Origin of the sequence: Flavobacterium sp. 5, from assembly GCF_002813295.1 — a bacterium.
Classification (GTDB): domain Bacteria; phylum Bacteroidota; class Bacteroidia; order Flavobacteriales; family Flavobacteriaceae; genus Flavobacterium.
On sequence record NZ_PHUE01000001.1, the window covers coordinates 2,905,145 to 2,931,135 of the forward strand.

Annotated in this window: 26 protein-coding genes and 1 tRNA gene; 18 read left to right on the forward strand and 9 right to left on the reverse strand. The window is 32.2% G+C overall.

What is annotated here, in order from left to right; translation table 11 throughout:
* Positions 1-40 precede the first annotated feature (40 nt).
* Complete coding sequence (locus tag CLU82_RS11880; protein ID WP_100843301.1) at positions 41-1,693, forward strand: hypothetical protein; 1,653 nt, start codon at positions 41-43, stop codon at positions 1,691-1,693.
* A 283-nt stretch (positions 1,694-1,976) separates the two neighbouring features.
* Here CLU82_RS11880 and CLU82_RS11885 read toward each other — a convergent pair.
* Both CLU82_RS11885 and CLU82_RS11890 read right to left on the reverse strand, forming a co-directional pair.
* A tRNA-Val gene (locus CLU82_RS11885) sits at positions 1,977-2,054 on the reverse strand.
* Positions 2,055-2,366: 312 nt separating this feature from the next.
* Entirely contained in the window at positions 2,367-3,617 is a 1,251-nt protein-coding gene (locus CLU82_RS11890) for a glycosyltransferase (protein ID WP_100845016.1), read from the reverse strand.
* 110 nt (positions 3,618-3,727) lie between these two features.
* Between CLU82_RS11890 and CLU82_RS11895 the strand changes: the two genes are divergently transcribed.
* The gene (locus tag CLU82_RS11895) at positions 3,728-4,309 is read left to right on the forward strand and encodes a tRNA-(ms[2]io[6]A)-hydroxylase (protein ID WP_100845017.1); all 582 of its coding nucleotides are present in this window, start codon (positions 3,728-3,730) and stop codon (positions 4,307-4,309) included.
* A gap of 62 nt (positions 4,310-4,371) precedes the next feature.
* On the forward strand, positions 4,372-7,134 hold the full coding sequence (locus tag CLU82_RS11900) for an AsmA-like C-terminal region-containing protein (protein ID WP_100843302.1): 2,763 nt from the start codon (positions 4,372-4,374) through the stop codon (positions 7,132-7,134).
* 68 nt (positions 7,135-7,202) lie between these two features.
* Here CLU82_RS11900 and CLU82_RS11905 read toward each other — a convergent pair whose 3' ends face one another.
* The 3 genes from CLU82_RS11905 to CLU82_RS11915 form a co-directional block, all read right to left on the reverse strand.
* A complete protein-coding gene (locus CLU82_RS11905; RefSeq protein WP_157813352.1) occupies positions 7,203-7,778 on the reverse strand; it encodes a hypothetical protein in 576 nt (191 codons plus the stop codon).
* Between the two features lie 266 nt (positions 7,779-8,044).
* Positions 8,045-8,743 carry a hypothetical protein gene (locus tag CLU82_RS11910; RefSeq protein WP_100843304.1) on the reverse strand — a complete coding sequence of 233 codons (699 nt, stop codon included), beginning with the start codon at positions 8,741-8,743 and terminating at the stop codon, positions 8,045-8,047.
* A gap of 215 nt (positions 8,744-8,958) precedes the next feature.
* Positions 8,959-10,194 (reverse strand): folylpolyglutamate synthase/dihydrofolate synthase family protein, encoded by a 1,236-nt coding sequence (locus CLU82_RS11915; RefSeq protein WP_100843305.1) that lies wholly within the window; start codon positions 10,192-10,194, stop codon positions 8,959-8,961.
* 129 nt (positions 10,195-10,323) lie between these two features.
* Here CLU82_RS11915 and CLU82_RS11920 point away from each other — a divergent pair, with 129 nt between their 5' ends.
* The 4 genes from CLU82_RS11920 (at position 10,324) to CLU82_RS11935 (ending at position 13,264) form a co-directional block, all read left to right on the forward strand.
* Positions 10,324-11,016, forward strand: coding sequence for a MotA/TolQ/ExbB proton channel family protein (locus CLU82_RS11920; protein ID WP_100843306.1), 693 nt, complete (start codon positions 10,324-10,326; stop codon positions 11,014-11,016).
* Between the two features lie 3 nt (positions 11,017-11,019).
* Positions 11,020-11,415, forward strand: a complete 396-nt coding sequence (locus CLU82_RS11925; RefSeq protein WP_198520217.1) for a biopolymer transporter ExbD — start codon at positions 11,020-11,022, stop codon at positions 11,413-11,415.
* Positions 11,416-12,037: 622 nt separating this feature from the next.
* Entirely contained in the window at positions 12,038-12,733 is a 696-nt protein-coding gene (locus CLU82_RS11930) for a hypothetical protein (RefSeq protein WP_100843308.1), read from the forward strand.
* A 144-nt stretch (positions 12,734-12,877) separates the two neighbouring features.
* Complete coding sequence (locus CLU82_RS11935; protein WP_100843309.1) at positions 12,878-13,264, forward strand: RDD family protein; 387 nt, start codon at positions 12,878-12,880, stop codon at positions 13,262-13,264.
* A gap of 213 nt (positions 13,265-13,477) precedes the next feature.
* Here the strand turns inward: CLU82_RS11935 and CLU82_RS11940 are convergent, their stop codons facing one another.
* From CLU82_RS11940 to CLU82_RS11955, 4 genes are all read right to left on the reverse strand, one after another.
* The gene (locus tag CLU82_RS11940) at positions 13,478-14,380 is read right to left on the reverse strand and encodes a hypothetical protein (RefSeq protein WP_100843310.1); all 903 of its coding nucleotides are present in this window, start codon (positions 14,378-14,380) and stop codon (positions 13,478-13,480) included.
* 167 nt (positions 14,381-14,547) lie between these two features.
* Positions 14,548-15,774, reverse strand: a complete 1,227-nt coding sequence (locus CLU82_RS11945) for a Glu/Leu/Phe/Val dehydrogenase dimerization domain-containing protein (protein ID WP_100843311.1) — start codon at positions 15,772-15,774, stop codon at positions 14,548-14,550.
* 297 nt (positions 15,775-16,071) lie between these two features.
* On the reverse strand, positions 16,072-16,656 hold the full coding sequence (locus CLU82_RS11950; protein ID WP_100843312.1) for a chalcone isomerase family protein: 585 nt from the start codon (positions 16,654-16,656) through the stop codon (positions 16,072-16,074).
* 238 nt (positions 16,657-16,894) lie between these two features.
* On the reverse strand, positions 16,895-17,980 hold the full coding sequence (locus CLU82_RS11955; RefSeq protein ID WP_100843313.1) for an anhydro-N-acetylmuramic acid kinase: 1,086 nt from the start codon (positions 17,978-17,980) through the stop codon (positions 16,895-16,897).
* A 97-nt stretch (positions 17,981-18,077) separates the two neighbouring features.
* Here CLU82_RS11955 and CLU82_RS11960 point away from each other — a divergent pair, with 97 nt between their 5' ends.
* From CLU82_RS11960 to CLU82_RS12010, 11 genes are all read left to right on the forward strand, one after another.
* Complete coding sequence (locus CLU82_RS11960; RefSeq protein ID WP_100843314.1) at positions 18,078-19,217, forward strand: acyl-CoA dehydrogenase; 1,140 nt, start codon at positions 18,078-18,080, stop codon at positions 19,215-19,217.
* Between the two features lie 180 nt (positions 19,218-19,397).
* Entirely contained in the window at positions 19,398-20,075 is a 678-nt protein-coding gene (locus CLU82_RS11965; protein WP_100843315.1) for a Crp/Fnr family transcriptional regulator, read from the forward strand.
* 155 nt (positions 20,076-20,230) lie between these two features.
* Entirely contained in the window at positions 20,231-20,767 is a 537-nt protein-coding gene (locus tag CLU82_RS11970) for a carboxymuconolactone decarboxylase family protein (RefSeq protein WP_100843316.1), read from the forward strand.
* A gap of 268 nt (positions 20,768-21,035) precedes the next feature.
* Positions 21,036-21,449, forward strand: coding sequence for a nuclear transport factor 2 family protein (locus tag CLU82_RS11975; RefSeq protein WP_198520218.1), 414 nt, complete (start codon positions 21,036-21,038; stop codon positions 21,447-21,449).
* A 6-nt stretch (positions 21,450-21,455) separates the two neighbouring features.
* Positions 21,456-22,085, forward strand: coding sequence for a pyridoxamine 5'-phosphate oxidase family protein (locus tag CLU82_RS11980; RefSeq protein ID WP_100843318.1), 630 nt, complete (start codon positions 21,456-21,458; stop codon positions 22,083-22,085).
* 24 nt (positions 22,086-22,109) lie between these two features.
* A complete protein-coding gene (locus CLU82_RS11985; protein WP_100843319.1) occupies positions 22,110-22,991 on the forward strand; it encodes a helix-turn-helix domain-containing protein in 882 nt (293 codons plus the stop codon).
* A 93-nt stretch (positions 22,992-23,084) separates the two neighbouring features.
* Positions 23,085-23,681 carry a peroxiredoxin-like family protein gene (locus CLU82_RS11990; RefSeq protein WP_100843320.1) on the forward strand — a complete coding sequence of 199 codons (597 nt, stop codon included), beginning with the start codon at positions 23,085-23,087 and terminating at the stop codon, positions 23,679-23,681.
* Positions 23,682-23,724: 43 nt separating this feature from the next.
* Positions 23,725-24,141: a DM13 domain-containing protein gene (locus tag CLU82_RS11995; protein ID WP_100843321.1), complete on the forward strand. Its 417-nt coding sequence runs from the start codon at positions 23,725-23,727 to the stop codon at positions 24,139-24,141.
* A 6-nt stretch (positions 24,142-24,147) separates the two neighbouring features.
* Positions 24,148-25,047, forward strand: a complete 900-nt coding sequence (locus tag CLU82_RS12000) for a hypothetical protein (protein ID WP_100843322.1) — start codon at positions 24,148-24,150, stop codon at positions 25,045-25,047.
* 85 nt (positions 25,048-25,132) lie between these two features.
* Positions 25,133-25,594 carry a YHS domain-containing (seleno)protein gene (locus CLU82_RS12005; protein WP_100843323.1) on the forward strand — a complete coding sequence of 154 codons (462 nt, stop codon included), beginning with the start codon at positions 25,133-25,135 and terminating at the stop codon, positions 25,592-25,594.
* Between the two features lie 6 nt (positions 25,595-25,600).
* Positions 25,601-25,990, forward strand: a complete 390-nt coding sequence (locus CLU82_RS12010; protein ID WP_100843324.1) for a DoxX family protein — start codon at positions 25,601-25,603, stop codon at positions 25,988-25,990.
* Position 25,991: the final 1 nt, after the last annotated feature.

Below are 25,991 nucleotides of genomic sequence, written 5' to 3' on the forward strand. Positions count from 1 at the left end.
TCATGCTTGATGTCTATCACAACTAAAAACAAACTATTATATGAAAAATAATATAATTAAAATAGTATTGATTGCCGTTATTTCGGTTCTATCATACAGTTGCGAAGAATCGGTTTTTACTGATGATTCTAATATCAATCTCCCTGTTTCAACTATTACTGAAATTTCAAATGAAACTCCATTTGTTGGGGATCAGATTACTTTAGAAGGAACAAATATGGACGTTGTTACAAATGTTGCTGTTGGACCTTTTGTGTTCAAAATCATATCTCAAAATGATGATTCTATGATTGTAGAAGTTCCACGTCAGATTGAAAGTGGACCGATTACTATTATAAATAAGTATAAAAGGGAATTCACAGCTAGTGATTATATTACTCCTAAGTTTTACCCAGCAAAAGTAACCGCATGGCCTGCTAGTATTGAAAAAGGGAAGCCTTTTGTATTACAAGGTGAAAATATGGATTTGATTAAAGAAGTCAAAGTGAACGGAATAGTTGTTTCTGTGTTTGGTGCTTCGACATCAGAAAAAGCTTCTTTTTCTTCTGTAGGCACTAATATAGAAATTGGAGAATTGACTACTATAGAAATGACTCCTAAGACTGGAGATAAACAAACTTCTCCAGGAGTTATTGTTGTTAAGCCTACCACTACTTATTCGTCAAAACAGACATTAATGATTGCAGATTTTGATGCACCTTTCAATCCTGTTACAGGTGATGCTTTAACGCCATTTGCATACAATACTATTGATGGACAATATGGAAAAGCTTTAGAAGTTAAAGCAGCTTCTGGGAATGGTTGGAATGGTATTTACTTGAAAGTTGAAAATGATAATAATGGTGGAGGATACGATTTGTCAGCATACAATCATCCGCACATTACTTTCTTGGTAAACACTGCCGGTGGTGAGGGTTATGTCCAACCTATTATTACCGCTAATGGATCTACTGAGGATAAGCATTTTACAGGTGCTTTCGGATATGGTGATGATTACAAAATCCATACTTCTGGTTGGGAATGGCGTTCTTATGATCTTGAAGCAATGGGATTCTCTGTTGTGAAAGGAAAATTAGACAGAATTGGTATTCAGTTCCGTGGTGGTAATGTAAATGGAACACCTTTCTATATTGCAGTAGATCAGGTAATGATTACTGATGGTCCATTAACACCAACAATTGCTTGGAATTGCGAGACAGCTGCGGGTTCTCAATGGAGTATTCTCCCTACTGGAATGGCAGGTTTAGAAGGATATAATCAGGGTGCTAATTATGCATCTATAACTGCAGTTTCTAATGAATGGGACGGTACAATAGGTACGGCTTCATGGAATGTTGCTGCTCTTGATTCAGCTGCATATTCTAATGGTCTTTGGGTTAACTTCCTTTTGAATACAGGTGCTAAACAAGGGTATTTTCAATTAGACTTAGGAGGCGGATGGATGCATTTTACTGGATCTCAAGGTTATGGAGATGATTATAAATTCGCTCCTACTAATAATAAATGGGTTTGGAGATCTATTAAGATAAATCCAGGTGAAGGTGATTTGAGTAATTTTGACCCTTCAAAAGATTTTGAAATGAAAATAGAATGTAAAGGTGGTAATATACCAAGAGCGACTGCGATGGAAGTAAATGTTGACTCTTTTATATTTACAACAGCTCCTCTTGATCCAAATCTAATCCCGGAATAAATTTTGGTTAATTAGTTATGGGATTTAAAAGCCCTCCAGAGTAATTTTGGAGGGCTTTAATTATTGTATCAATTTTAAAAAAAAACATAACATAAGGACAGGTCAAAGACATGGACAAAGCATAGATAGTATGTCAACAAATTATATGAGAATTGATAAAAAGAAATTCAAAAGATTTAATTAAATTATCTATGTAGTATCTAATTTTGTTATGGATACATCTTATTATTCGAAACGGAAAATGTAGACATAAAAAAACTCCTTAATTTCTTAAGGAGTTTTTTGGTGGGCGATGAGGGGTTCGAACCCCCGACCCCCTCGGTGTAAACGAGGTGCTCTGAACCAGCTGAGCTAATCGCCCTTTCGGGTTGCAATGTCTTTCGTTATTGCGAGTGCAAATATAGGCTAGTTTTTCGCTTATGCAAAACATTTCAAAAGAAATTTTACATTTTATTTTAGTAAAATTGTCAGTAGCTTAATATTTAGTGTTTTAAAATGTAAAAAAAATGATTTTATTTATAAATAAACGGAATCTATAATCGGGATTAAGTAGCTTTTGAAGTAAAAGCATTCAAAATTTTAGTGTTATTGATTCTAAAATAGGGATGATTGATGTAATAATACAATCAAAAAGCACAAAATCTTTCAATTCGTTTTTCTTTTCGAATTGGTTTTAATCTTTTTTGCTGTTTTTGGCTTCAATCCATCGTGACATATATTTAGTACTGTTTAAAGTGTGGTGCTGTAATAATGAACCTAAGAAATTATCCAGACGGTGTTTCCCTAAGTTGGATTGTAGAAATCGAATTTTGGCAACAAAATCTTTTTCAAACAACTTTTTAGAATAGCGTTGATTGATAATAGCAATTCCATTTTGTTGTGCTGCTATCCAAAGCTTTTCATCTTTATATAAGTCAGTGGCGGCTTTTGTAAATTCGTGTATATCATCAGTTACAGATCCGTTCCAGGGTAATTGCCCTTGCATTGATTCAGCACCAATAGTAGTGGTAATGCTTGGTGTTCCGCATTGCATGGCTTCAATTAATTTTCCTTTAATGCCTGCTCCAAAACGCAAAGGAGCCAAAACAACTCTAGCATTTTTAACTACCTCATTAGCATTATTTGCTCTACCCTTGATATGAAAGCCTTCTTTAGGTTGGTGTAATTGTGTTACTTTTTGCGATGGATAAGCTCCATAAACATGAAGTTCAGCGTTCGGTAATTGTTTTTTTAGTAAAGGCCAGATAGTTTCTTTTAAATACTGTACTGCATTCCAATTGGGTTCATGTAAAAAGTTGCCTATGAAGACAAAATTGTTTCTTTCGTTAAAAGAAGGAAGGTTCTCAAATGTCTCGTTCGAAATGGTATCCAATAAAAAAGGCAAATAATACAGTAATTTTTCATCTACTTTGAAAGTAGTTTTTAATAATTCCATTTCAAATTCAGAAATAATTAAAGATAAATCACATCTCAAAATACTAGCAATTTCTCTTTTGGCTACGTCTTCTTTTAAAGTATCAAAAACAGAAAATTCGTTGTGAGCTTTAAAGGCTTTTTGTCTTGATTGTCTCAAACAATGCAAATCCTCAGTGTCTAATATTCGTAAGGCATCGGGACAATTCTCGGCAACTCTCCAGCCAAATTGTTCTTCAATCATGAATCGATCAAATAAAACGATGTTGGGATTCAGCTCTTTAATAAAAATATCAAAACTGGAAGAATTCAAAGCAATTGATTTTTTGTCTACCTTTAATAAGGATAAATCAACCATAAAATCGCTATCCATTGCTGGGCTAGCAAATGTGATGCTGAAACCTTGTTCTTGAAACTCAGTGATTAATTGCAACATACGACCACCGGCGGCAGAAGAATTGGGTTCGGGCCATACAAAGCCAATGATTAAAAGGATTTGAGTTTGTTGCATCATAATTAAAGATAATGATGCAAAATAATGCAATTTGGTTGGTTAAAGCATCATTTAGGTGGAAAATACCTAAGAAAACACTAATTTTGCAGAACATAAAATTATGTATTATGCTTGGATTAAAGTTAGTTACAGACCCACGTTGGGTAAATATTGTAGAGTCTAATATTGAAGAAATATTGACAGATCATGCTTGGTGTGAACAAAAAGCTGCTTCAAACGCAATCAGTTTGATTACCTATAACTCAGAGTTAGAGGAATTAGTGACAGAATTGTTAGTTATTGCCAAAGAAGAATTAGATCATTTGCAATTAGTTCACAATTTAATAAAAAGCCGCGGATTAACTTTGGGCAGAGAACGCAAAGACCATTATGTTAATGAACTTTTTAAATTCATGAAAAAAGATGGAAGTAGAAAAGATGCTTTAGTAGATCGTTTATTGTTTTCAGCAATGATTGAAGCTAGAAGCTGTGAGCGATTTAAAGTCTTATCTGAGAATATAAAAGACCCTGAATTAGCTAAGTTTTATAGAGATCTTATGATTTCGGAAGCGGGACATTATACTACGTTCCTTGGGTTTGCTCGAAAATATACTGATAATTTTGACGTAGATAAACGTTGGCAAGAATGGATTGAGTTTGAAACTTCTATTATTACCAATTATGGCAAAAGTGAAACCGTACATGGTTAAAAGCCAATTTGCATTAGCAAATAATTTATCATTTTTATTTTTTAATTCAGCACCCAAAATACATGTCAACAACCAATTATAAAGCTATCGGAGTTAAAATTTTAAAATATACTAGTATTACTCTAGTAGTTTTATTAGGTCTCATGTTTATTACTCCTTTGATTTTTTCAGATAAAATAAAAGAACAAGTCAAAAAAACTGCCAATCAAAAATTAAATGGAGAGTTAAATTATTCGGATGCCCAAGTTTCTTTCTTTACACACTTTCCATCGTTAACTTTGACTTTGACGAAATTCAATCTTAATGGATCTGCTCCTTTTCAAAACGAAAAATTAGTTAGTGCAGATGAAATTGCTTTTGGAATTAACTTGAGCAGTCTTGTTTTTGGAGAAAATATAAAAATTGATCAAATTTTCCTTTCCAACTCATTGGTGAATATAAAAGTCAATAAAAATGGGGAAGCCAATTATAATATATACAAAGCCGAAAAGGAAACAACTTCAAAAGAAGAAGAATCAGATACAGGGATAAAATTAGAAGAAATTGAAATCAACAACAGTAAACTTATTTATGACGATCAATCTACCAATGTTCATGTAGATGCTGTTGGTTTTAATTATCTTGGGAATGGTGATTTAAGCCAGGCAATATTTGAATTGCATTCTAAATTAAAAATTGAAAAGCTGAACATCATTTATGAAAATGAACCCTACTTGATGAACAAAAAAATAGATGGAGATTTAATTACCAAAATAAACACCCATTCATTGTCTTTTGTTTTTGAAGAAAATGACTTGTCAATTAATAAACTTTTGGTAGATTTTAAAGGGAAATTTGATTTCTTGAAAGATGGATATAATATTGATTTTCTTTTAAAATCGAATAAAAGTAATCTCTATGACCTTTTTACTGCTTTTCCTCCAAAATATATTACGTGGCTTAAAGACACTGAGTTAAAAGGGAATGTAGATTTATTGTTTTCCCTAAAAGGAAAATACATTGCATCACAAAATATAGGACCCAATTTAAATTTGGATTTTAAAGTGAAAGATGGTTTTGTGAATTATAAAAAAAGCGCTTTCCCAGTCTCTAATTTAGATATGGACATTAGTACCAAAGTGCCTAACTTGAATCCAGAACTTTTAATATTGGATGCAAGAAATGTATCTTTAAATATTGATAAAAATTATCTTAAAACCAGATTAAAAATGAACGGAATGACAACTCCTGACATTGATTTGGCTTTGAATTCTCAAATTGATTTAGAAAAATTAAATCGTGCACTTGGAATTCCAGATATAGAATTAAAAGGGATGCTTGTTGGTGATTTGAAGGCTAAAGGGAAGTTTGATAAAAAAAATAAGCTTTTCCCAAATGCTAATGGGACTTTGAATTTGAAAAATGGATTTGTAAAAACGCAGTATTATCCAAATCCAATAACCGATATTAATGTTGTTACCAACATAAATAATCAAAAAGGAACTTACGACGGTCTATCGGTAGTTTTGAAACCTGCTGCTTTTACTTTTGAGGGAGAGCCATTTTGGGTTCAGGCTGATTTGAAAAACTTTGACGATTTAAATTATGATATCAAAGCAAAAGGGGTATTGAATATTAGTAAAATATATAAAGTGTTTTCTCAAAAAGGATTAGATGTAGATGGTTCTATAAAAGCCGATTTACAATTGAAAGGAGTTCAAAGCTATGCTGAAAAAGGAGATTACAGTAAATTACAAAATAAGGGAACTCTGGAAATTAGAAATATAAAGATAGCCACAGAGTATTTGCCTAAACCGTTGTTGATTAAAGAGGGGATTTTTAGATTCAATCAAGATAAAATGTCTTTCAATACATTTTTGACTTCTTATGGAGAATCAGATTTTAAAATGAATGGCTATTTGAAAAATGTTTTCAATTTTATGTCTTCTAAAAATGGTACTTTAAGAGGTTCATTTACTTTGAATTCAAATTTTATCAATGTAGATGAATTTATGTCTAGTACAACGACAGTTTCTGCAATTCCTGCGACTGTTGATCCAAATAACATATCAAAGCCTGTAACTCAAGAAACAGGTGTGATTTTAATTCCATCAAATATGGATTTACAATTTTATGCTACTGCGCATAAAATTAATTATCAAGGGCTTATTTTACAAGATGGAAAAGGAGCTGTAAAAATGAAGAATGGCAAAATATTGATGCAAAATACAGGATTTAATCTAATAGGATGTAATGTTGCTATGAATGCAGCTTATCAAGGGCTTACGCCTAAAAAAGCTGTTTTTGAATTTGATCTTAAAGCGACTGATTTTAGTATAAAAAGAGCTTACGATGAAGTGGATATGTTCAAGGAAATGGCTAGCGCAGCCAAAGATGCACAAGGAATTGTATCACTAGATTACAAAGTAAAAGGAAGATTGGATCAACAAATGATGCCAGTATATCCATCGTTAATTGGTGGTGGTGTACTGTCCATAAAAGATGTAAAAGTGAAAGGTATGAAGATGTTTAATGCAGTAAGTAAAACTACAGATCATGAATCGATCAAAAATCCAGAACTTTCCAAAGTAGATATCAAAACATCCGTAAAAAACAATGTTATTACTATTGAGCGTTTCAAATTCAAGTTTGCTGGTTTCAGACCAAGAATTGAAGGAACATCGAGCCTTGATGGGCGATTGAATATTAAAATGAGATTAGGATTACCACCTTTTGGACTTTTTGGAATTCCACTTACTGTGACAGGTACTAATAATAATCCAAAAGTAAAAGTTGGTAAACAAGGAGAAGATATTGAAGAAACTAAGGATACCGAGGATAATTAGAGAACAGCAATTTTAGAACATAGTTGCTATTATAAAATAAAAAAGCTCCCAAATGATTGGGAGCTTTTTTATTTTATACATTCTATATATACTGGAGAATTAAAAAAATCTAAGATGTCTAGATTTTGATTCTGTGCCGATAGCTTATCATAAGACTCAATTCGTGTAATTAACATTTCGCAGTCTTTAAAATAAAATTGAATTTTAGAAAAAATATCTGCGCGTGAATTGTTTGATTTTGCATTTTTAAGATTATCAAATTCAAGGCTATCTATAATATTATTATTTAAATCTAATATATAAAAGACGTAGTTTACCTTAGAACTTTCCTCATCTTCATTTGGTTTAGTTGTAAAAATGAGTGTTTTGGAAGCTGTATCAGATAGAACAAAATAACCGTTTACTTCTTTAGAATTGTTTAATTTATAGGTTTTAAATTTATTAGTACCTATATGAATATAATCAAAATCTTTAAATTTAATCTTGCTTTCAATATCCGAGTTTGGTAGTTTATAGTAGACGACCTTTTCGGTATTGTCAATTCGAAAATAACTAGTTTTTATGGTAATCTTTGATCCATCATTGGTAAGTATAAAACTTTCGAAAGCTGGCATTGAAAAAGAATTAATGCTAAGAAATAGCATTAAAAAGTAGAGTTTTTGCATGTTGTAGTGGCTTGGAATTTAATTTTTTCAAAACTAGACTAATAGTATTTGTTCTTTGTTAACAAACTATAAATCTTAGATTAATAAAAATAAATTTTGGAACACTGAATTTAAATAAAGTGTAAAATCGATAGTATTATTCTGTAATTTCAATGATAGTCATTCTTATATTGAAAAAAGGAGATGTAAAAAAACAGCACAAATTGTATATATGGAAATGCTAATACAATTTGTACTGTTTTTATTTATTTGGAAGCACCAGGTAAATTATGATAGATATTATCACCATGAATTCCTGTAAACGCTAATTTTAATTGATCAAAAAAAGCTTTACTGTCCTCTTCTTTAGGCCATGCAGCTTTTGCTAATTCATCTTGTTTTAGATTTGATTTTTCGATATCTCCAAAAGAGTCGTAGAAATAGGCTTCCATAAAGTCTCTGCTATCGGAGCCCCAAGCGTGGCGAAACGGATAATAGCCTTTGATGAATGGATCTTTGAATGTTACTTTTTCATTGTATTCTTTCATGCCTTTTCCTTTTCCGCTCATAGACATTTGCGATCTTCGAATGTATACAATCATGGGTTCTTTGTTGGTAGCTTTGAATTCTTTTGATCCTATTGTTTCAATAGAAGAGTAAATTTCATCAGAATGCATAGGCATGTAGTAGCTGTTTTGTTTGTCAAAAAAAGCAGTTCTGACTTTTTCATCAGGCCAAGCTTTTTTGATGAGGTCTTCGGAGACAGTATTTGATTTTTCAATATCTTCCCAAGTTTTATAAACACTCACTAATATTACCTCAGAGCTATTATCAGTGTAATAATGCGTTAGGATTTCGGAACCTAATATTAAGTCATTTTTGCTGGTTACTTTGTCGAAATACTCTTGTTCCGTTGCCTTCCAATCCTTACCATCGGTATTAAAATTTCTGTGTAGTGTAGTCATAGTAATAAATACAGGTTTGGGGGGATCTTGAGCATAACTATTTATGCTTAGGAGGAATGTTAAAATTAACGTTCCCAACGAAAAAAAGTCTCTCTTTCTCATAATAAACTAAAAATTAAATGATTAATTAACATAAAACACTTATAAAGTTAGTTAATTGTTAATCAAGTAATTACGATATCTAAGTTTATTTTGAGAGAAAAATTAAAGATCGTTTAGTTTTCCTTATTTAACGGTAATTCAGCAACTACAAAGGTACTTCCGCCTATATAAATAAAATCTTCTTTTGTAGAGTTATTCTTAGCCGAGTTGTATGCTTCTATCACAGAATCATATTTATTTCCTTTTAAAGAAAAAGATAAGGCTTTTTCTTGTAATAAAGTAGCGTCTAAACCACGAGGAATATTTGGTTTGCAAAAATAATATGTAGCATTTTTTGGAAACAAAGGCAGTACTTCATCTAGTTCTTTGTCATTGACTACGCCCAATACAATATGTAAGTTTGAATAGGTTTCTTTTTGTATTTGATTCAGAACAATTTCGAGACCATTTTTGTTGTGCGCAGTATCGCAAATTACTTTTGGGTTTTCACCCAATTGTTGCCATCGACCCAATAAACCAGTATTTTTTATGACATGCAATAAACCAGATTTTATGCTCTCTGGACTTATTTTAAAATTTGTTTGCTCGTTTAGGATTTTGAAAGTTTGTACAACTGTCTTTTTATTATGTTGCTGATAATCGCCTATCAAATCCGAAGGATAAGTTTCTGAAATCAATTCTGATGCAAAATATATTTCTGCTTTATTTTCTTCTGCTTTTGCTGAAAATACAGGCTTAGTTTCAGGAGTATATTCACCAATAACTACAGGAATTTCAGGCTTTATAATTCCAGCTTTTTCAGTTGCAATAGACGCCAAGGTATTGCCTAGAAATTGAACATGATCAATCCCAATATTTGTAATTACCGAAACCAAAGGAGTAATAATATTCGTAGCATCAAGTCTTCCGCCCAAACCAACTTCAACAATAGCGATATCAACTTTTTCTTTTACAAAGTAATCAAAAGCCAAACCAACCGTCATTTCGAAGAAACTCATATCATTGGCTTCAAAGAAAGATTTATGTTGAGCAACAAAATCACAAACAAATTCTTCGGAGATTTCAATACCGTTAATTTTGATTCGCTCTCTAAAATCTTTTAAGTGTGGCGAAGTATATAACCCCACTTTATAACCAGCTTCTTGCAGGATCGAAGCAAGCATGTGCGAGGTAGAACCTTTGCCGTTGGTTCCTGCAACATGTATACATTTTAGTTTTTGTTCAGGGTTATCAAGATGATTGGCAAGTAAATTTACGTTGGTTAGATCTTTCTTATAAGCCGATGCTCCCTGTAATTGATACATTGGGAGTTGGTTAAACATCCAATTTGTGGTTTCTTGATAGTTCATTTATTTTTGATAAAATAGTTGTAAATTGAAATATTTTTTACTTTTTTTAGTTTAATATTACAGTGAAAAATAGTTTCTGCAAAATTGAAATATTTTTTAGAATTAACGATTATAAACCCAAAATAAAATATGTTTAGTTTTATACAATTACAAGCTGATACTCTTGCTACTGCTTCCAATGTTGTTGTGGAAAAGATAGCACCGAACACTGAAATCTCTGTTTTAGGATTTATTTTAAAAGGAGGATTTTTTCTAATTCCAATCGCAATATTATTATTTTACACTTTTTATGTGATAATAGAAAGGTATTTATTTATCAATAAAGTGTCCAAAGTAGACCCGCTTTTAATGCGTGATGTCAAGGAACAATTGACAGCAGGAAACTTTGATTTGGCTCGTTCTATAACCGAAAGAACCAATACAGCTTCTGGAAATGTAATCAAAGAGGGGATTTTATTAATAGGTCGTCCCATCGCCGAAATTGAATCCAATATGGATCGCGCCGCCGATATCGAAATTGCTCAAATGGAACAGCATTTAGGACAATTAGGACTTATCGCAGGTATTGCACCAACCCTTGGGTTTATCGGAACAATTTCGGGAGTAATTAAGATTTTCTATAGCATCTCAGTAACCGAAAACATCAGTATTGGTAATATCTCTGGTGGTTTATACGAAAAAATGATCAGTAGTGGTTCAGGATTAATTGTGGGGATTATTGCCTATAGTGCGTATCACTTACTGAACGGAAAAATCGATAATTATGCTTTAAAAGTGCAAAAGCAAATATTAGAATTCGTGAATATTATTCAAAAAGCATAAATTATGTCAATCAAAAGAAAAAGAAGATTTCACGCCGAAGTAGCCACTTCATCCTTGAGTGACATCATGTTTTTTTTGTTGCTGTTTTTCCTGATTATTTCCACTTTGGCGAATCCAAACGTTATCAAAATGACACTGCCAAAGTCTAAAACCAACGAAAAAACAAATCATCAATACATAAGTTTATCAGTTACTGAGGATAAGAAATTTTTCATCGACAAGCAACCCGTTGCTTTCGAAGAATTAGAAACTACTTTGATGTCAAAGATGAATACTCAAAAAGACCAAACGGTTATCGTAAGGATTCCGTTCAATTTGCAAGTGCAAGATTTAGTCGATGTATTGCAAATAGGAGTGAAGAACAATTTAAAATTCGTTATCGCTACAAGTCCGAAGTAATAATTATTTGGGCGTGACTACAATAAAAAAAGGGGCTACTTTAGATTATCTAGAGTTCGCCCCCTTTTTTTATTGCGGTCGGGCTATCCGCGCCTTCGGTAGCTAGCTACTATCCCTCACGCACTCCAATTCCGCAAACATAGTCCTTGCGAGGAACGAAGCAATCTCACTAATAAATTAATCCGTAATGCTTGAAATAAAATATATTTTGATGTGATTGCTTCGTTCCTCGCAAGGACATTCTTGTAAGAAACTAAAGTAATTGAGAAAGTAAATTCAAAATATAGAGGTACGAAACACCTGCTCTGTTGGTATGAAGTACCTGTCTTATTGGTGCTTCGTACCAATAGTGTTGGTGCTTAACACCTGTTTTATTGGTGGTTTTCCATAATAGTATAGGTGCTTGCTACCAATACTATTGGTTATTAGTACGAATACTATTGGTACGAAGTACGAATGCTATTGGTTATTAGTACGAATAGTATTGGCTTTAAGTACCTGTTTTTTTTTAAAACGACTATATTTGAATTAAACGAATGCGAAATAAGCTTTTGCCAATCTACTCGAAATATATGCGTATTTACGGATGGTTGTTTCGTTTATAAATTAGTTAGAAACTATTATGAAAAAAACACTAATCATAACATTATCACTTCTACTTTTTAGTTGCAAAAAGGAAACTAAGATTATAAATATTGAAAATATTCACCCAAAAATTGAAAACTTAGCTGTTTTAGATACTCTCGAGCGATTTTCTGATTCAACTAACTTCGGAATAAAAAACAAAATAGATATTTACCGAATTGGGACTAATCATAATACATTTATTAAAATTTATTTGTATGAAAAAAATATTAATTATTGTGAAATAAAAGATAGCTTAACTATAGAAGGAACTCGAATTAACGATTTAAAAGTAGAAGTAAATGATTTTAATAATGATAATATAAAAGATATTCTTTTCACAAGCGGGATGGCAGCAAGAGGAGGAAATAATGTACAAACACTAATTCTATATTCACCCAAAAATAAATCTTTGAATTGGATAAAAAATTCAGAAAATTTTCCAAACTTAATGTATAATGAAAAGCTCGATTGTATTGATGCATGCATATTAACAGGTGGGCAGACAACATACTTCTTAAAAATCAAGAATGATAGCTTAAAAGAATTTGCAAATGTTGACCAAAGAGATGGACGAATTATTACTGAAATTCTTGACAAAAATGGAAAATGGAAAGAAATTGAAAATATTAAAGATGAGCCTGAGAGTTTTGATAGATTTATTAATTTCAACCCAATTGAAAAAAGAAAATAACAGTTGCCAACAGCTTGCGAGATTGGGGTATTGGTGGAATTATCGTTTTTATTCATATATTCGTTTAGCCGAAAAGAATTGGCTCCGAAATCCCAAACCACTAGAATTTTACAAGTAATGCTAAACCACATCCTATTAAATTAAATGAATAATCCAACGGCAACTTTATTAGATAGAACAAAGTCATCTACAATTGACACTTTATTACTTATAGGCGTAGCTTTCTTAATTGCTGGAATATTAAACTATTTTGAAAATGTTCCAACTTGGGTCAGAGCTTTATCATTCATTTCCCTTATAATGTACGAACCAATCTGCATAACTTTCGGTGCAACCCTTGGAAATCACATAATGAATATCAGAATACGTAGGAGTTCTAATGATTCTAAAAAACTGAATATAGTAAGATCCTTTTTTCGTTTTATTTCAAAATTTATTTTTGGATGGTTTTCGTATGTAACAATATTTAAAAACCCCAGAAAAAGAGCAATTCATGATTTGATAACTGGAGCAACAACAATACAAGTTTAGATAAGAACTACTTGTAAAAGCCTTTGCTGTAATTATTTCGTCAGTTCGCTATTGCTCGAGTGGGTTTTTAGGCTGAATTTAAAGAGAGTTTTGTATTTGTAAATTTTGTATACAATGGAAAACAAGTGTTGTTATTTTACAAACTGCAAATTACAGAAAGTTACATTCGGTTGAAAAGCAGTATCGTCCTAAAATAATTTTACAATTTTTATTCTAATTCAAGTTGAAATTATAAACAATCTTACCAACTTGCTTTTCGGGAGCATCAGAGCTGGCGTCCCATTTGGTATTCATAGCAGCAATTCGGGCTTGGTCTAACAAACATTTAGCAGTATTGGTAGTACCTTTTATTCCAGCAGTCGCATTGATGGTATTTCCATTTCTATCTACCGAAACCTCTACGACAACTTTACCAGATTCGTTGCAAGTATATTTGGGAGCTGGTTTGGAAAGTGCTTTTCTGTTCCCAAGCGAGTAGCCTGAGCCACCACCCGTACCGCCACCAGAACCACCGCCGCTACCTGCGCCATAACCGCTACCATTGCCAATACCGTTTCCAGTTCCGTTACCGCCACCAGTTCCTCCGCCAGAACCACCAGTGCCATAATAGCCTGTTGCTGCCAAACTTCCGTTAGATTTTCCTTTGTTGCCGGCAGTTTTGTCATCGCCATCGCCACCTTTATTAGAACCTTTTAAGATACTAGATAAAGCGTCATTAGTAGAATTTGAAACTTTGGGTTTTACTACTTCTGGTTTTGGGGTCTCTTTTACAACGACTTCAGTTTTTTTAGGTTTCTCTTTTTGTGGAATAACAACACTTTCTTCGGTACTGTTTTCCTGAGATATAATAGATTCTTGGGGTGTACTTTTGGCAGGAGTTTGTTTGGCTTGATTTTCGACTTTCAGCACCTCACTTTTAGTGTTTTTACCAGATCCCAAGTCACTGTCACCAAAATTTATGCTAACGCCTCCGCCACCTCCGCCACTAGCCATCATTTCTTCTAGATTGGCAGGTGGCCAAAATCGAATGAAAAATAACAGCAATAATAAGGATGCGTAAAGGAGTATAGACAGGACTAATGATTTCTTTTGATCGTTTGAAAGTGTAGAACTCATTGTGGAATTTAAATTAAAAAGTGTACTTATAAAAACGTTGAAAAGTACTAAAAATTGTCAAGAATAAAAAACTGATGGAGTGTTAAACCTTGATTAGAGAATAAAAAAAACGAACCAAATAGATTTTAAAATCCAATTTGATTCGTTTAGAATGAAGTATAAAATGATTATACTAATTGTTTCAGGGCAATTTCAAAAGCTGTTGCGCTGATATTTGTTTTAGATGAATTTAAAGCGTGTGCTTTTTCAATTGCATTTTTGATGATTTCGGAAGTGTCATGAAAAATGGCTTCATCAGTCATTTGTACTTTCTTTTCCATGAAGTAAGCAAAAACTCTCGCCATTCCACAATTAGAAATAAAATCGGGTATCAAACTTACTTTATGGTCCACTTCTTCCATAATTGAGCCAAAGAAAATTTCTTTATCTGCAAAAGGAACATTAGCTCCACAAGAGATTACTTCCAATCCATTAGCAATTAAGCTATCAATTTGACTTTGAGCAACTAATCTTGAAGCAGCACAAGGAGTAAATATTTCGGCACCAATGGTCCATATCTTTTGATTGATTTCTTCAAAAGGAATCATGTTTTCGGCAACTAATTTATTTCCGTCTTTGGCAAGGAATAATTTTTTTATTTCTTCAAAAGTAAAACCTTCTTCATTAATTAATCCACCATCTCTGTCTATGATTCCAATAATTTTAGCACCCATTTCGGCAAGATAAAAAGCAGCAGCAGAACCTACATTTCCAAAACCTTGCACAATAGCTTTCTTTCCAACGATATTACCTCCATAAATGTTATAAAAATGGCGCACCGCTTCGGCAACACCATAACCAGTAATCATATCGGCTACAGTATATTTTCGGGTAACGTCTGGAGAGAATTTTGGGTTTTCAATTACTTTGATTACTCCTTGACGTAATTGTCCAATTCTATTGATTTTATCAGCTTCAGTAGGTTTGAAGTGTCCGTTGAATACACCTTCTTGCGGATGCCAAACACCACATTCTTCTGTCATAGGAATAACTTCGTGAATTTCATCAACATTCAAATCACCACCAGTTCCGTAATAACTTTTTAATAAAGGAGAAACCGCTTTGTACCAACGTTGTAAAACACCTTTTTTGCGAGGATCATTAGGATCAAAATTAATTCCAGATTTTGCACCACCAATTGCTGGTCCAGAAACCGAAAATTTCACTTCCATAGTTTTTGCCAATGACAAAACCTCATTCATATCAAGTCCTTTTCTCATACGAGTTCCCCCACCAGCAGCACCACCGCGGAGAGAATTTATTACTGTCCAGCCTTCGGCTTCGGTTTCAGAATCTTTCCAGTTGAAAACGATTTCAGGAGTTTTATCTTCAAATTTCTTTAGTAAATCTTTCATATTGTTGTGATATGTTTATTTTTGACAAATATATAAAAGGTTTTATGAGAAATATGCATTCATGTTTTTTTTTTGGTATTTGAATAATTTCCATAAAAAAAGTGCTTTTCTATTTTTTAAAATAGATAAAAGCACTTTTGTGTTTGGGACCATTCTGAATTAATAATATAAAAACCGATTTGGTTTTTTAAAATTAAAATGAGCATGATTTTATTGGTATTGGCAACCAACTTCAGCTCATGCTCATTTTGTAAATGTGGTATTTAAATGTGTGTTTTTGGAAAAATAAAAATAGTATTAGATACCTAATAAGCTATTTTTTAACTCTTCATCGACTGGCTTGTCTCCAAGCCAAATTCCGAAAAACACTTTTTTAAAATCAAATCCTGGGATTTTTCCTTTAAGATCACCATTTTTTATAATCCAAATAGAGCTGTCTGTAGTAGAATAGGTTAATTCAAAAACATCTCCTTTGGTGATTTCATCAGCTAAAAAACCTTTTAATAATTCCATTCTTGGTTTGTAACTCTCAAAATCCGCACCAGCAGATTTTTCGAATCCAGCATTCAAAGCTCTTGTTAATTTACCTGATGAAACTAATGCAGAAGTAATTTCAATTCGGATAGACATTTCTAAGTTATCATTAATGATTTCTTTTGGATTTTGAGATAACTGACTCAAATATAAGGCTTGAATATATACTTCAACCCACATTTTTGATCTAGATCCAGCACCATTAAGTTGTAAAGTTTTGTTCTCAAATTTCATTGTTCTAGGGATAGTTACCCCTTCAAATACGATTTGTTTTTGAGCAATTGCTTCAGAAGAAAACAAGGCAGAAACAATAAGAGTCAATCCCAATATTATTTTTTTTACAATCATAGTTATTTAATTTTAGGGCAAAAATAATGCTAAATTATTGTAAACAGCATGTTAAAATGGCATTATTTTGTTAAATGCGCATATTATAACGTTTTAGTTGGTTATTTATTGTCAAATCGCAATACGCTAGTAAATAATCACTTACATTCAAAGGAGGAAAATGTTTTTAATTCATTTTAAGGAGTAAGAATAGTTTTAAAAACGAAAAGGTTTGTTTTTACAAAAGAATGAATTCTTCTTAATTGTTGTAAATTATACCAGAACTATGATCGCAAAGTGCACCAGTTACACTTTGAAGTGCATTTACTTCTTCCCGCATTTTTAAAACACCTAATAAGGCAAAAATTAAGGCTTCTTTGAATTCTAATATTTTTGGTGAAGGAATAATAATTTTTGTTTCGGGCAAATGTAATTGGATCCTTTCTATCAAGAAATCATTATATGCACCGCCTCCAGTAATTAACATACTTTTCTTTTGATTTTTTTGAGTTTCAAAACTTTCTAAAGCAAATGCTATTTGTTGGGAAACGTGTTCGGTAAAAGTATGTAGTTTATCTTCTATAGAGATTTGGTAATTTTCAATCATAGGCAAGACAATTTCTTTTACAAATTCAAAGCCCAAGGATTTTGGAGGTGGAGTTTTGTAAAATGGTAATGAATTCAATTCGTTTAATAAATTACTATTACATTGACCAGTTCGAGAAATTTGACCTTTATCATCGTAATCAAAGCCCAATTGATTGGCATAAAAATTAAGCACGGTATTGACCGCAGAAATGTCAAAAGCAATTCGATTGTTGTTTTTTTCAAAAGAAACATTCGAAAATCCTCCTAAATTCATACAATAATCATATTCTGCAAATAAGATACGATCACCAATAGGAACTAAGGGTGCACCTTGACCACCTAATTGAACATCTTGTACTCTAAAATCGCAAACTACTCTTTGTTGAGTTAATTTGGCAATTTCAGGTAAATTTCCAATTTGAAGTGTAAAACCATTTTGAGGTTGATGCAAAATAGTATGACCATGAGAACAAACTGCATCTAAATTTTCCAGAGCATGTTTGTTTATAAAATCAGTAATAATGGAAGCGAGTAGTTGAGTGTAGTTTTTATTTAATTCTGCTAGTTGATTTTCGGTATAATCAACAGCGGTTTTCAAGATGTTAACCCAACTGGAATCGTAAGAAATAGTCTCGCAATCAAGAATTTCGAACTCCCATTTGTCATTTTTTATTTGGAATTCAATATGAGCCAAATCGACTCCATCTAGCGAAGTTCCTGACATTACTCCGATAACGTTATAGTAATCTTTTTTCATAGGCCAAATTTACGATTCAAAATTGAAAATTTCATAATTAAAAATTACCTTTGACTACAATTTTTTAAACAAAAACCACACTTTATTTTATATTATTATGGATTTTAATCTAACCGAAGAACAATTAATGATACAACAAGCAGCAAGAGATTTTGCTCAAGCTGAATTGTTGGAAGGAGTAATCGAACGAGACGAACACTCCAAATTTCCTACTGAGCAAGTCAAAAAAATGGCAGAACTTGGGTTTTTAGGAATGATGGTAGATCCAAAATATGGAGGTTCAGGACTGGATAGTGTTTCTTACGTTTTAGCGATTTCTGAAATTGCCAAAATTGATGCTTCAGCAGCTGTTATTATGTCTGTAAATAATTCTTTGGTTTGTGCAGGCTTAGAAAAATATTGTAACGAAGAACAAAAGATGAAATATCTTGTTCCGTTGGCCAAAGGAGAGGTGATTGGAGCATTTTGTTTATCTGAACCAGAAGCTGGATCAGATGCTACTTCTCAAAAAACAACAGCAATTGACAAAGGTGATCATTATTTACTAAACGGAACTAAAAATTGGATTACCAATGGTGGTTCTGCTTCGACTTATATTGTAATTGCTCAAACTGATATTGAAAAAGGACATAAAGGAATCAATGCTTTTATTGTAGAAAAAGGATGGGCTGGATTTGATATTGGACCAAAAGAAAAGAAAATGGGTATTAGGGGTTCAGACACACATTCTTTATTGTTTAATGATGTGAAAGTGCCTAAAGAAAATAGAATTGGTGCTGATGGATTTGGATTTAATTTTGCTATGTCAGTTTTAAACGGAGGTCGTATTGGTATTGCTTCTCAAGCTCTAGGAATTGCGTCGGGTGCTTATGAATTGGCTTTAAAATATTCGCAAGAACGTAAAGCTTTTGGGAAAGAAATTTTTAAACACCAAGCAATTGCTTTTAAATTAGCTGATATGGCGACACAAATTTCAGCAGCTAGATTGTTGTGTTTCCATGCAGCTTCTCAGAAAGATGAAGGAAAGGATATTTCACAATCGGGGGCAATGGCTAAATTATTTGCTTCTCAAACCGCTATGGATACTACTATCGAAGCAGTACAAATTCACGGAGGAAATGGTTATGTTGCCGAGTATCATGTTGAACGTATGATGCGTGATGCCAAAATTACTCAGATTTATGAAGGAACTTCCGAAATTCAACGTATTGTGATTTCTAGAACTTTAATAGCTTAATTTTTTTTAAGTTGCTAAGATTCTGAGTTTTTTTTAAAATCTTAGCAACTCAGTAGCTTAGAAACTATTATTAAAAATCCAAACTTGTATTTCGAGTTTGGTTTTTTTATTTTAGAATGCATTTTTTAAATATGACTTTGTTTACTTTTACATCAACTAGTTAAGCAACTATACATAATTATGTACGACGAATTAAAATATTGGTACCTCAGAGATCACAAATTGTTTTGGACATTAAGCATGTCTCAAATAAAACAATTGTGCATGATAACAGGTTTTAAAAAAGCAAAGAAAGGCGATATTATTTATTTTTCTTCTTCGGATGTTCCTCGTGTTTTTTTACTTAAAAAAGGAAATATAAAAATCGTTTCTGTTGATGAAGAGGGTAATGAAACCATTAAAGATATTATTCAAAAAGGAGATTTGTTTGGAGAATTGGAGTTGGACAACGATCGAAATTCAAATGAATATGCAAAAGCATTAACCGATGAAGTTACTATTTGCAGTTTCTTAATGTCGGATTTTGAAGATTTATTACTTAAATACCCAAGTTTGGCTTTGTCCTATACGAAGTTTGTAGGGTTAAAAATGAAACGCATTAGAAACAGTTACTCCAATTTGATTTCTAAAGATGCCAAAACCCGTTTGTATCAATTTCTGAAAGATTGGGCTGAAAAAGAAGGCAAGCGCACCGATAATAAAGTGGTTATTGACAATTACCTTACTCAAAATGATATGGCTCAAATTATTTGTACGTCTAGACAAACAGCCACTCAATTACTAAATGAAATGGAAACCAAAGGATTGTTATATTATAATCGTAAAGAAATTATCATTGACGACATTACTAAATTATAGTCTGTCTAACTTTTTTCGTTCGTTATAAAATAGCTGGCCTATTTTAAGGAAGAAAAATTGTCCATCACCTTGCGTTTATTGTCCATTTTATAAATTTTAAAGCTGTCGCATCTTTGTAATGTCAATAGAGACAAGCAATTTTAAAAATAAATAAAATGACAACTACAACATTTTCAGTTCCAACAAGATCAGAAGTTTCAGAAAACAACCAATTAATTTTCGATAATCTACAAAAAGCATTAGGGTTTGTTCCTAATTTATATGCTACGATGGCGCGTTCAAAAAATGGGTTAGAAAAATTTTTAGCATACCAAAATGCAAAAACATCTTTAAACAATAAAGAAAAAGAAGCGGTAAATTTAATCGTAAGCCAAGTTAACAACTGTACTTATTGCTTGAGTGCTCATACTGTTATTGGGAAAATGAATGGTTTTACAGATGGGCAAATAGTAGACTTCCGAAGAGGAAAAGCTACAGATGCAAAATTGAATGCATTGGTTCAGCTTGCTGCCGAAATTACTCAAACAAAAGGGAACGCTAATTCTGATTTAGTTGATGCTTTTTTTGCTCAAGGTTATACTAATGAAAATTTAGTTGATTTGATACTTCTAATAAGTGATAAAACTGCGATGAACTATTTACACAATTTGACACAAGTGCCAGTTGATTTTCCTTTGGCACCATCTTTATAATTTGTAATTTAAAAAAAACATAAATTATTCGTAATACCATTCGTACTTTTAATTTACTGGAATAAAAACATTGTATTTTTATAAACCATTAAGGAATTTAGAAAAATTTAGACTTAATTTTCTAAATTCCTTAATGGTAAAATTTAAATATTTTAAACAGTAAATCTAAAATTTAAACAGTATAACTATTCAGCATGACAATATTTCAATTTTTTATTTAGTCTGCTTAGCGGACAGTCATATTATATTTTAAATAAACTTAATTATCATGGAACAAAGACATCCACTTCCCCCATTTAATATGGAAACTGCTTTACAAAAAGTACAATTAGCCGAAGATGCTTGGAATAGTAAAGACCCAGAACGCATTGCTTTGGCATATACAATTGATACGGAATGGCGCAATCGAACGGATTTTATTAATGGTCGCGATGAAGTAAAAGAATTTTTAAAAGGTAAATGGGAAAAGGAACTCGATTATAAGCTTAAAAAAGAGTTATGGGGTTTTCGCGAAAATAGAATGGCTGTTCGTTTTGAATATGAATATAGAAATGCTGAAGGACAATGGTTTCGTGCCTACGGGAATGAAAACTGGGAGTTTGATGAAAATGGTTTGATGCGCAAACGTTTTGCAAGCATCAACGATTTGCCTATAGACGAGAAGGACAGAAAATTTAAATAATTTGTCATGGCTAAAAATTTTGGAGAAATAGCGTTTTCGGATGCTGTCAAAACGTTACAAGAAGAACACGGTAGCCGAAAAGGGTATGAACGAATGGAAAAGTTCAATATTGTTGATGGCTTATCCGAAAATGAAATGGGTTTTATAGCCAATCGAGATAGTTTTTACCTGGCATCCATTGGCGAAAAAAAGTATCCTTATATTCAGCATCGTGGCGGACCAAAAGGTTTTGTGAAAGTCTTAGATAAAGATACAATTGGTTTCATTGATTTTTCAGGAAACAAACAATACATATCTGTTGGAAATTTCGCTACCAATAATAATGTAGCACTTATTATGATGGATTATCCAGCAAGAGCGAGATTGAAAATTTTTGCTAAAGCTGAAGTAATTGAACTCAAAGACAATTCAGAATTATTAGCAAAACTGGATTTAGGCGACTATCAGTTTCGTCCAGAACGAATGATGGTTTTTCATATTGAAGCTTTTGACTGGAATTGTCCTCAGCACATCACACCACGTTTTACTGTGGAAGAAATTCAAGCTGCTTTTGAACCAAAGTTTCAACATATTCTAAAATTAGAAGAAGAAATAGAAAATCTTAAAAACAAATTAAAAGAAGCAGGTTTAAGCTAAATTTGTTTGTAAAAATCACATAGTATGATAAATCAATCTGCCTTTACTTTAGTCAATCCACAAAACGGAAATTTAGCTTTCAAAATTTTTTCTTTTGAAAGTAATTCTTGTTTTGACCACATTCAGCGGTTGAATTATTATTCATTAATTTGGGTGCAAAAAGGAAAAGGTAAAGTAAAAGTTGATTTTTCTGAATATGATTTTACAGAAAATCAATTGTTAGCTTTTTCTCCATATCAGCCTTTTATGCTATCACCTGATGATGTATTTGAAGGGAAAGTGATTCATTTTCATCCTGATTTCTTTTGCATTATGAAACACCATGATGAGGTTGCGTGTAATGGGGTTTTGTTTAATAATATTTATGAACCGCCGTATGTAAGGATTGATGAAATGACTAAGGCTACATTCAACATGGTTTTGGAACAAATGAAAATTGAAATGCAAAATCCAGCAATCGCACAATATGAGTTGTTGATTTCTTATTTGAAAATTTTTCTCATTACAGCTTCTCGATTAAAAAAAGAGCAACTAGCAGTTGTAACTCCAACAATAGATGAAAAATCGGCACCATTTGTGCTTCAAAATTTAAAAAATTTCATTGAGCAAAATTTTAAAACGAAACATTCTGCCAGCGATTATGCCGAATTGCTGAATATTTCTCCAAAAGCACTAGCCAAAATTACCAAAAATCATTTCAATAAAACATTGACTAATTTAATTGCAGAACGCATTATTATCGAAGCCAAGCGGGAATTGTACTTAACGAATAAAGCGGTAAAAGAAATTGCTTATGAACTTGGGTATGAAGATGAGCATTATTTTAGCCGTTTCTTTAAAACCAATGCTGAGGTTTCTCCTCAAACCTACCGAGATACTGTTGGTTTTGCTAAGGCAGTCAAATAATTTACCGCAATTTTGCCTTCAATGTAAACTAGCTGACATTAGGTTCTTTTTATCGAACATACCTTTACTTTAAATAAAAAGTAAAAATATATCATGAAAAAAGTAATCAGTTTAATTTTGTTAGTTATTGGTTTTGTTGGAAATGCTCAAAATGATTTACCAAAATTACCAACCGAAGTCAGTCCGTTATTAATTAGCGAAAAAATTCCATCCGCTAATTTGAAAGCAACTGATGGAGCAACAATTGATTTGGCTAAAATGTTGGCTTCCAAAAAAACAATCTTGGTTTTTTATCGCGGTGGTTGGTGTCCTTATTGTAATATGCATTTAATGGCATTAAATGATGCAGAAAAAGAATTACTGAATTTAGGTTATCAAATTATTGCCATTAGTCCAGATTCTCCTAAAAATTTGAAGATTACTGACGAAAAAGATAAAATAAATTACACTTTGTTATCGGACAGTGACGGATCATTTTCTAAAGCTGTTGGGATTGCCTATCAAGCCCCAGAAAATTATAAAAGTACAATTACCGCAGGTTCCGAAGGAGTCAATACTACTTTTCTTCCTGTTCCATCTATTTTTATAGTAGACCAAGACGGGACAATTCAATTCGAATATATTAGCCCGGATTTTAAACATAGAATTTCAAATGAACTACTTATTGCTGCCGCAAAATCTTTAAAATAATAGTTTTCTAAAGAATTATAAATTCATATTAAAAGTTACTATTATGAAAAATTTAATTTTAGTATTAGGACTGTTTTTTATAATTTCTTCTTGCGAAGTACAAGGAGAATTAACAAATGACAAAGTAGATAATCCCGCAGTATTGCCATCAACAGCTTCAAAATTGTCTGGCGAATTTATTTCTTCTCCTGGCGAAAGCATTTCTGGATCAGCTAAGATTTATTTAGAAAAGGATCATCAATTGATTCTGGAAAATGTAATGGCAAGCGGTCCAGATTTAAAGGTTTATTTATCCAAATCTGACAAACCTGTTGATTTTGTGAACCTTGGAAATTTTATAAAATCTAAAACCGTTTATGAAATCCCGGCAACTATTGATGTTCAGGCATATAAATACGTGATTGTTTATTGCCAACAATACAGCGTAATTTTTGGTGTGGCTTCATTAACTAAATCATAAGAAAAGATGAAAAATTTATTTTTTAGTGTTGGCTTACTGTTTATGGTTGCGCTAACCAATGCGCAAGGTTGTAGTGATGCAGGAATTTGTTCAATTGGACACGGTTTTCAATCGAATGCAGAAATTTTTAAAAACAATATTGAAGTTGCCACCATTTTTGGAGCAGGAGAATCGGATGTGAAATATTTTTCTCCTTTCGTTTCTTATACCAGAAATTTTAATGAAAGAATTTCTTTGAGTACAAAAGTTACTTTCTCGACTGCGAATGGAAGTTTCGGAACCCGAAGTTCTTTTGGAGATGCCTATTTAATTGGGAATTATACATTCAAAGAAAAAAACAAAAAACAATGGAGTACAATGTTGGGTTGGAAATTTCCATTTAACACTTCAAATCTAAAAATTAATGGGTATTCTTTACCAATGGATTATCAGTCGAGCCTAGGAACTTTTGATTTATTTCTTGGAACTAATTTTAAATATAAAAATTGGGATTTTAATACAGCGATTCAAATTCCAGTTTTCAATAATAATAAAAACTCCTATTTTAAAGAATATTCAGGTACAGATGATTTTCCATCTACTAATTTATTTGAAAGACGTTCAGATGCTTTATTACGAGCAACCTATTCTATTAAAACACCAAATCAAAAATTTATTTTTAAGCCTAATATTTTATTTATATATCATCTTGGCGAAGATAGTTTTGAAAATATTTTTGGAGAAAGGGAATCAATAATTGGTTCAGATGGATTAACAATCAATGGTAATTTAGTAAGCTCCTATATCATCAATGTACAGAATAGTGTCGAACTTTCTTTGGCTACGCCATTTGTAGTTCGAGATGTTCGCCCTGATGGATTAACTAGGAGTTTTGTTGCTGGAATTCTCTACAAATATTCATTTTAAGAAACTATTTTACTCTAAATGTAAAGTATCGGACAAACTGCTTTTACAACTCGTTTTATCTTTGAAGTATCAAATTATTAGTATCATGAAAAAACAAATTTTAATAGTATTCGTTGCCTTAGTATCGGTAACAACTTTTGGGCAAACAGCTGCCAATCGAAAAGCGCAATTTAATTTAGAGAAAAGTGTGGCAATTCAAGGTTATGATCCCGTGTCTTATTTTAAACAAAATAAAGCCGTAAAAGGGAGAAAAGAAATTTCCGTTTCCTATGAGGGAGTGATATATCAATTTTCTTCTGCAGCAAATAAAGAAATTTTCTTAAAAAACCCTGCTTCTTTCGAACCACAATATGGAGGCTGGTGCGCCTATGCAATGGGAAGCGATGGAGAAAAAGTCGAAATCAATCCTGAAACATTCAAAATCATTGACGGGAAATTCTATCTGTTTTATAATGCTTTTTTCAACAATACCTTAAAAAGTTGGAACAAGGAGGAAACTAGCTTGAAAGCAAAAGCGGATACTAATTGGAAGAAATTTATAAAATAACAAATCATGAAAACATCAATTTTAATTTGGATAGTAAGACTGACGGCAGCAATCATTTTATTGCAGACTCTTTATTTTAAATTCACAGCTGCCGAAGAAAGTGTTTATATTTTCTCAACATTGGGAATAGAACCTTACGGAAGAATTGGATCTGGAATTGCAGAATTAATTGCTGCTATTTTAATCCTTATTCCTAGAACAACTTTGTTAGGCGCTATAATGGGAGCTGGTGTTATGCTTGGCGCAATTTTTTCCCATCTTTTTGTATTGGGAATCGAAGTGAAAAATGATGGAGGAGAGTTGTTTACTTTAGCAATAATTACTTTCCTTTGTTGTATTGCATTAATTTTTTGGAATAAAAGTAAAATACCTAATCTGTTTAAATTAAAACTGTAGT

Bases quoted from the DNA above. Each gene is read 5' to 3' on its own strand.
- CLU82_RS11880 (WP_100843301.1), top strand. From the start codon at position 41: ATGAAAAATAATATAATTAAAATAGTATTGATTGCCGTTATTTCGGTT.
- CLU82_RS11890 (WP_100845016.1), bottom strand. From the start codon at position 3,617: ATGCAACAAACTCAAATCCTTTTAATCATTGGCTTTGTATGGCCCGAA.
- CLU82_RS11895 (WP_100845017.1), top strand. From the start codon at position 3,728: ATGCTTGGATTAAAGTTAGTTACAGACCCACGTTGGGTAAATATTGTA.
- CLU82_RS11900 (WP_100843302.1), top strand. From the start codon at position 4,372: ATGTCAACAACCAATTATAAAGCTATCGGAGTTAAAATTTTAAAATAT.
- CLU82_RS11905 (WP_157813352.1), bottom strand. From the start codon at position 7,778: ATGCTATTTCTTAGCATTAATTCTTTTTCAATGCCAGCTTTCGAAAGT.
- CLU82_RS11910 (WP_100843304.1), bottom strand. From the start codon at position 8,743: ATGACTACACTACACAGAAATTTTAATACCGATGGTAAGGATTGGAAG.
- CLU82_RS11915 (WP_100843305.1), bottom strand. From the start codon at position 10,194: ATGAACTATCAAGAAACCACAAATTGGATGTTTAACCAACTCCCAATG.
- CLU82_RS11920 (WP_100843306.1), top strand. From the start codon at position 10,324: ATGTTTAGTTTTATACAATTACAAGCTGATACTCTTGCTACTGCTTCC.
- CLU82_RS11925 (WP_198520217.1), top strand. From the start codon at position 11,020: ATGTCAATCAAAAGAAAAAGAAGATTTCACGCCGAAGTAGCCACTTCA.
- CLU82_RS11930 (WP_100843308.1), top strand. From the start codon at position 12,038: ATGAAAAAAACACTAATCATAACATTATCACTTCTACTTTTTAGTTGC.
- CLU82_RS11935 (WP_100843309.1), top strand. From the start codon at position 12,878: ATGAATAATCCAACGGCAACTTTATTAGATAGAACAAAGTCATCTACA.
- CLU82_RS11940 (WP_100843310.1), bottom strand. From the start codon at position 14,380: ATGAGTTCTACACTTTCAAACGATCAAAAGAAATCATTAGTCCTGTCT.
- CLU82_RS11945 (WP_100843311.1), bottom strand. From the start codon at position 15,774: ATGAAAGATTTACTAAAGAAATTTGAAGATAAAACTCCTGAAATCGTT.
- CLU82_RS11950 (WP_100843312.1), bottom strand. From the start codon at position 16,656: ATGATTGTAAAAAAAATAATATTGGGATTGACTCTTATTGTTTCTGCC.
- CLU82_RS11955 (WP_100843313.1), bottom strand. From the start codon at position 17,980: ATGAAAAAAGATTACTATAACGTTATCGGAGTAATGTCAGGAACTTCG.
- CLU82_RS11960 (WP_100843314.1), top strand. From the start codon at position 18,078: ATGGATTTTAATCTAACCGAAGAACAATTAATGATACAACAAGCAGCA.
- CLU82_RS11965 (WP_100843315.1), top strand. From the start codon at position 19,398: ATGTACGACGAATTAAAATATTGGTACCTCAGAGATCACAAATTGTTT.
- CLU82_RS11970 (WP_100843316.1), top strand. From the start codon at position 20,231: ATGACAACTACAACATTTTCAGTTCCAACAAGATCAGAAGTTTCAGAA.
- CLU82_RS11975 (WP_198520218.1), top strand. From the start codon at position 21,036: ATGGAACAAAGACATCCACTTCCCCCATTTAATATGGAAACTGCTTTA.
- CLU82_RS11980 (WP_100843318.1), top strand. From the start codon at position 21,456: ATGGCTAAAAATTTTGGAGAAATAGCGTTTTCGGATGCTGTCAAAACG.
- CLU82_RS11985 (WP_100843319.1), top strand. From the start codon at position 22,110: ATGATAAATCAATCTGCCTTTACTTTAGTCAATCCACAAAACGGAAAT.
- CLU82_RS11990 (WP_100843320.1), top strand. From the start codon at position 23,085: ATGAAAAAAGTAATCAGTTTAATTTTGTTAGTTATTGGTTTTGTTGGA.
- CLU82_RS11995 (WP_100843321.1), top strand. From the start codon at position 23,725: ATGAAAAATTTAATTTTAGTATTAGGACTGTTTTTTATAATTTCTTCT.
- CLU82_RS12000 (WP_100843322.1), top strand. From the start codon at position 24,148: ATGAAAAATTTATTTTTTAGTGTTGGCTTACTGTTTATGGTTGCGCTA.
- CLU82_RS12005 (WP_100843323.1), top strand. From the start codon at position 25,133: ATGAAAAAACAAATTTTAATAGTATTCGTTGCCTTAGTATCGGTAACA.
- CLU82_RS12010 (WP_100843324.1), top strand. From the start codon at position 25,601: ATGAAAACATCAATTTTAATTTGGATAGTAAGACTGACGGCAGCAATC.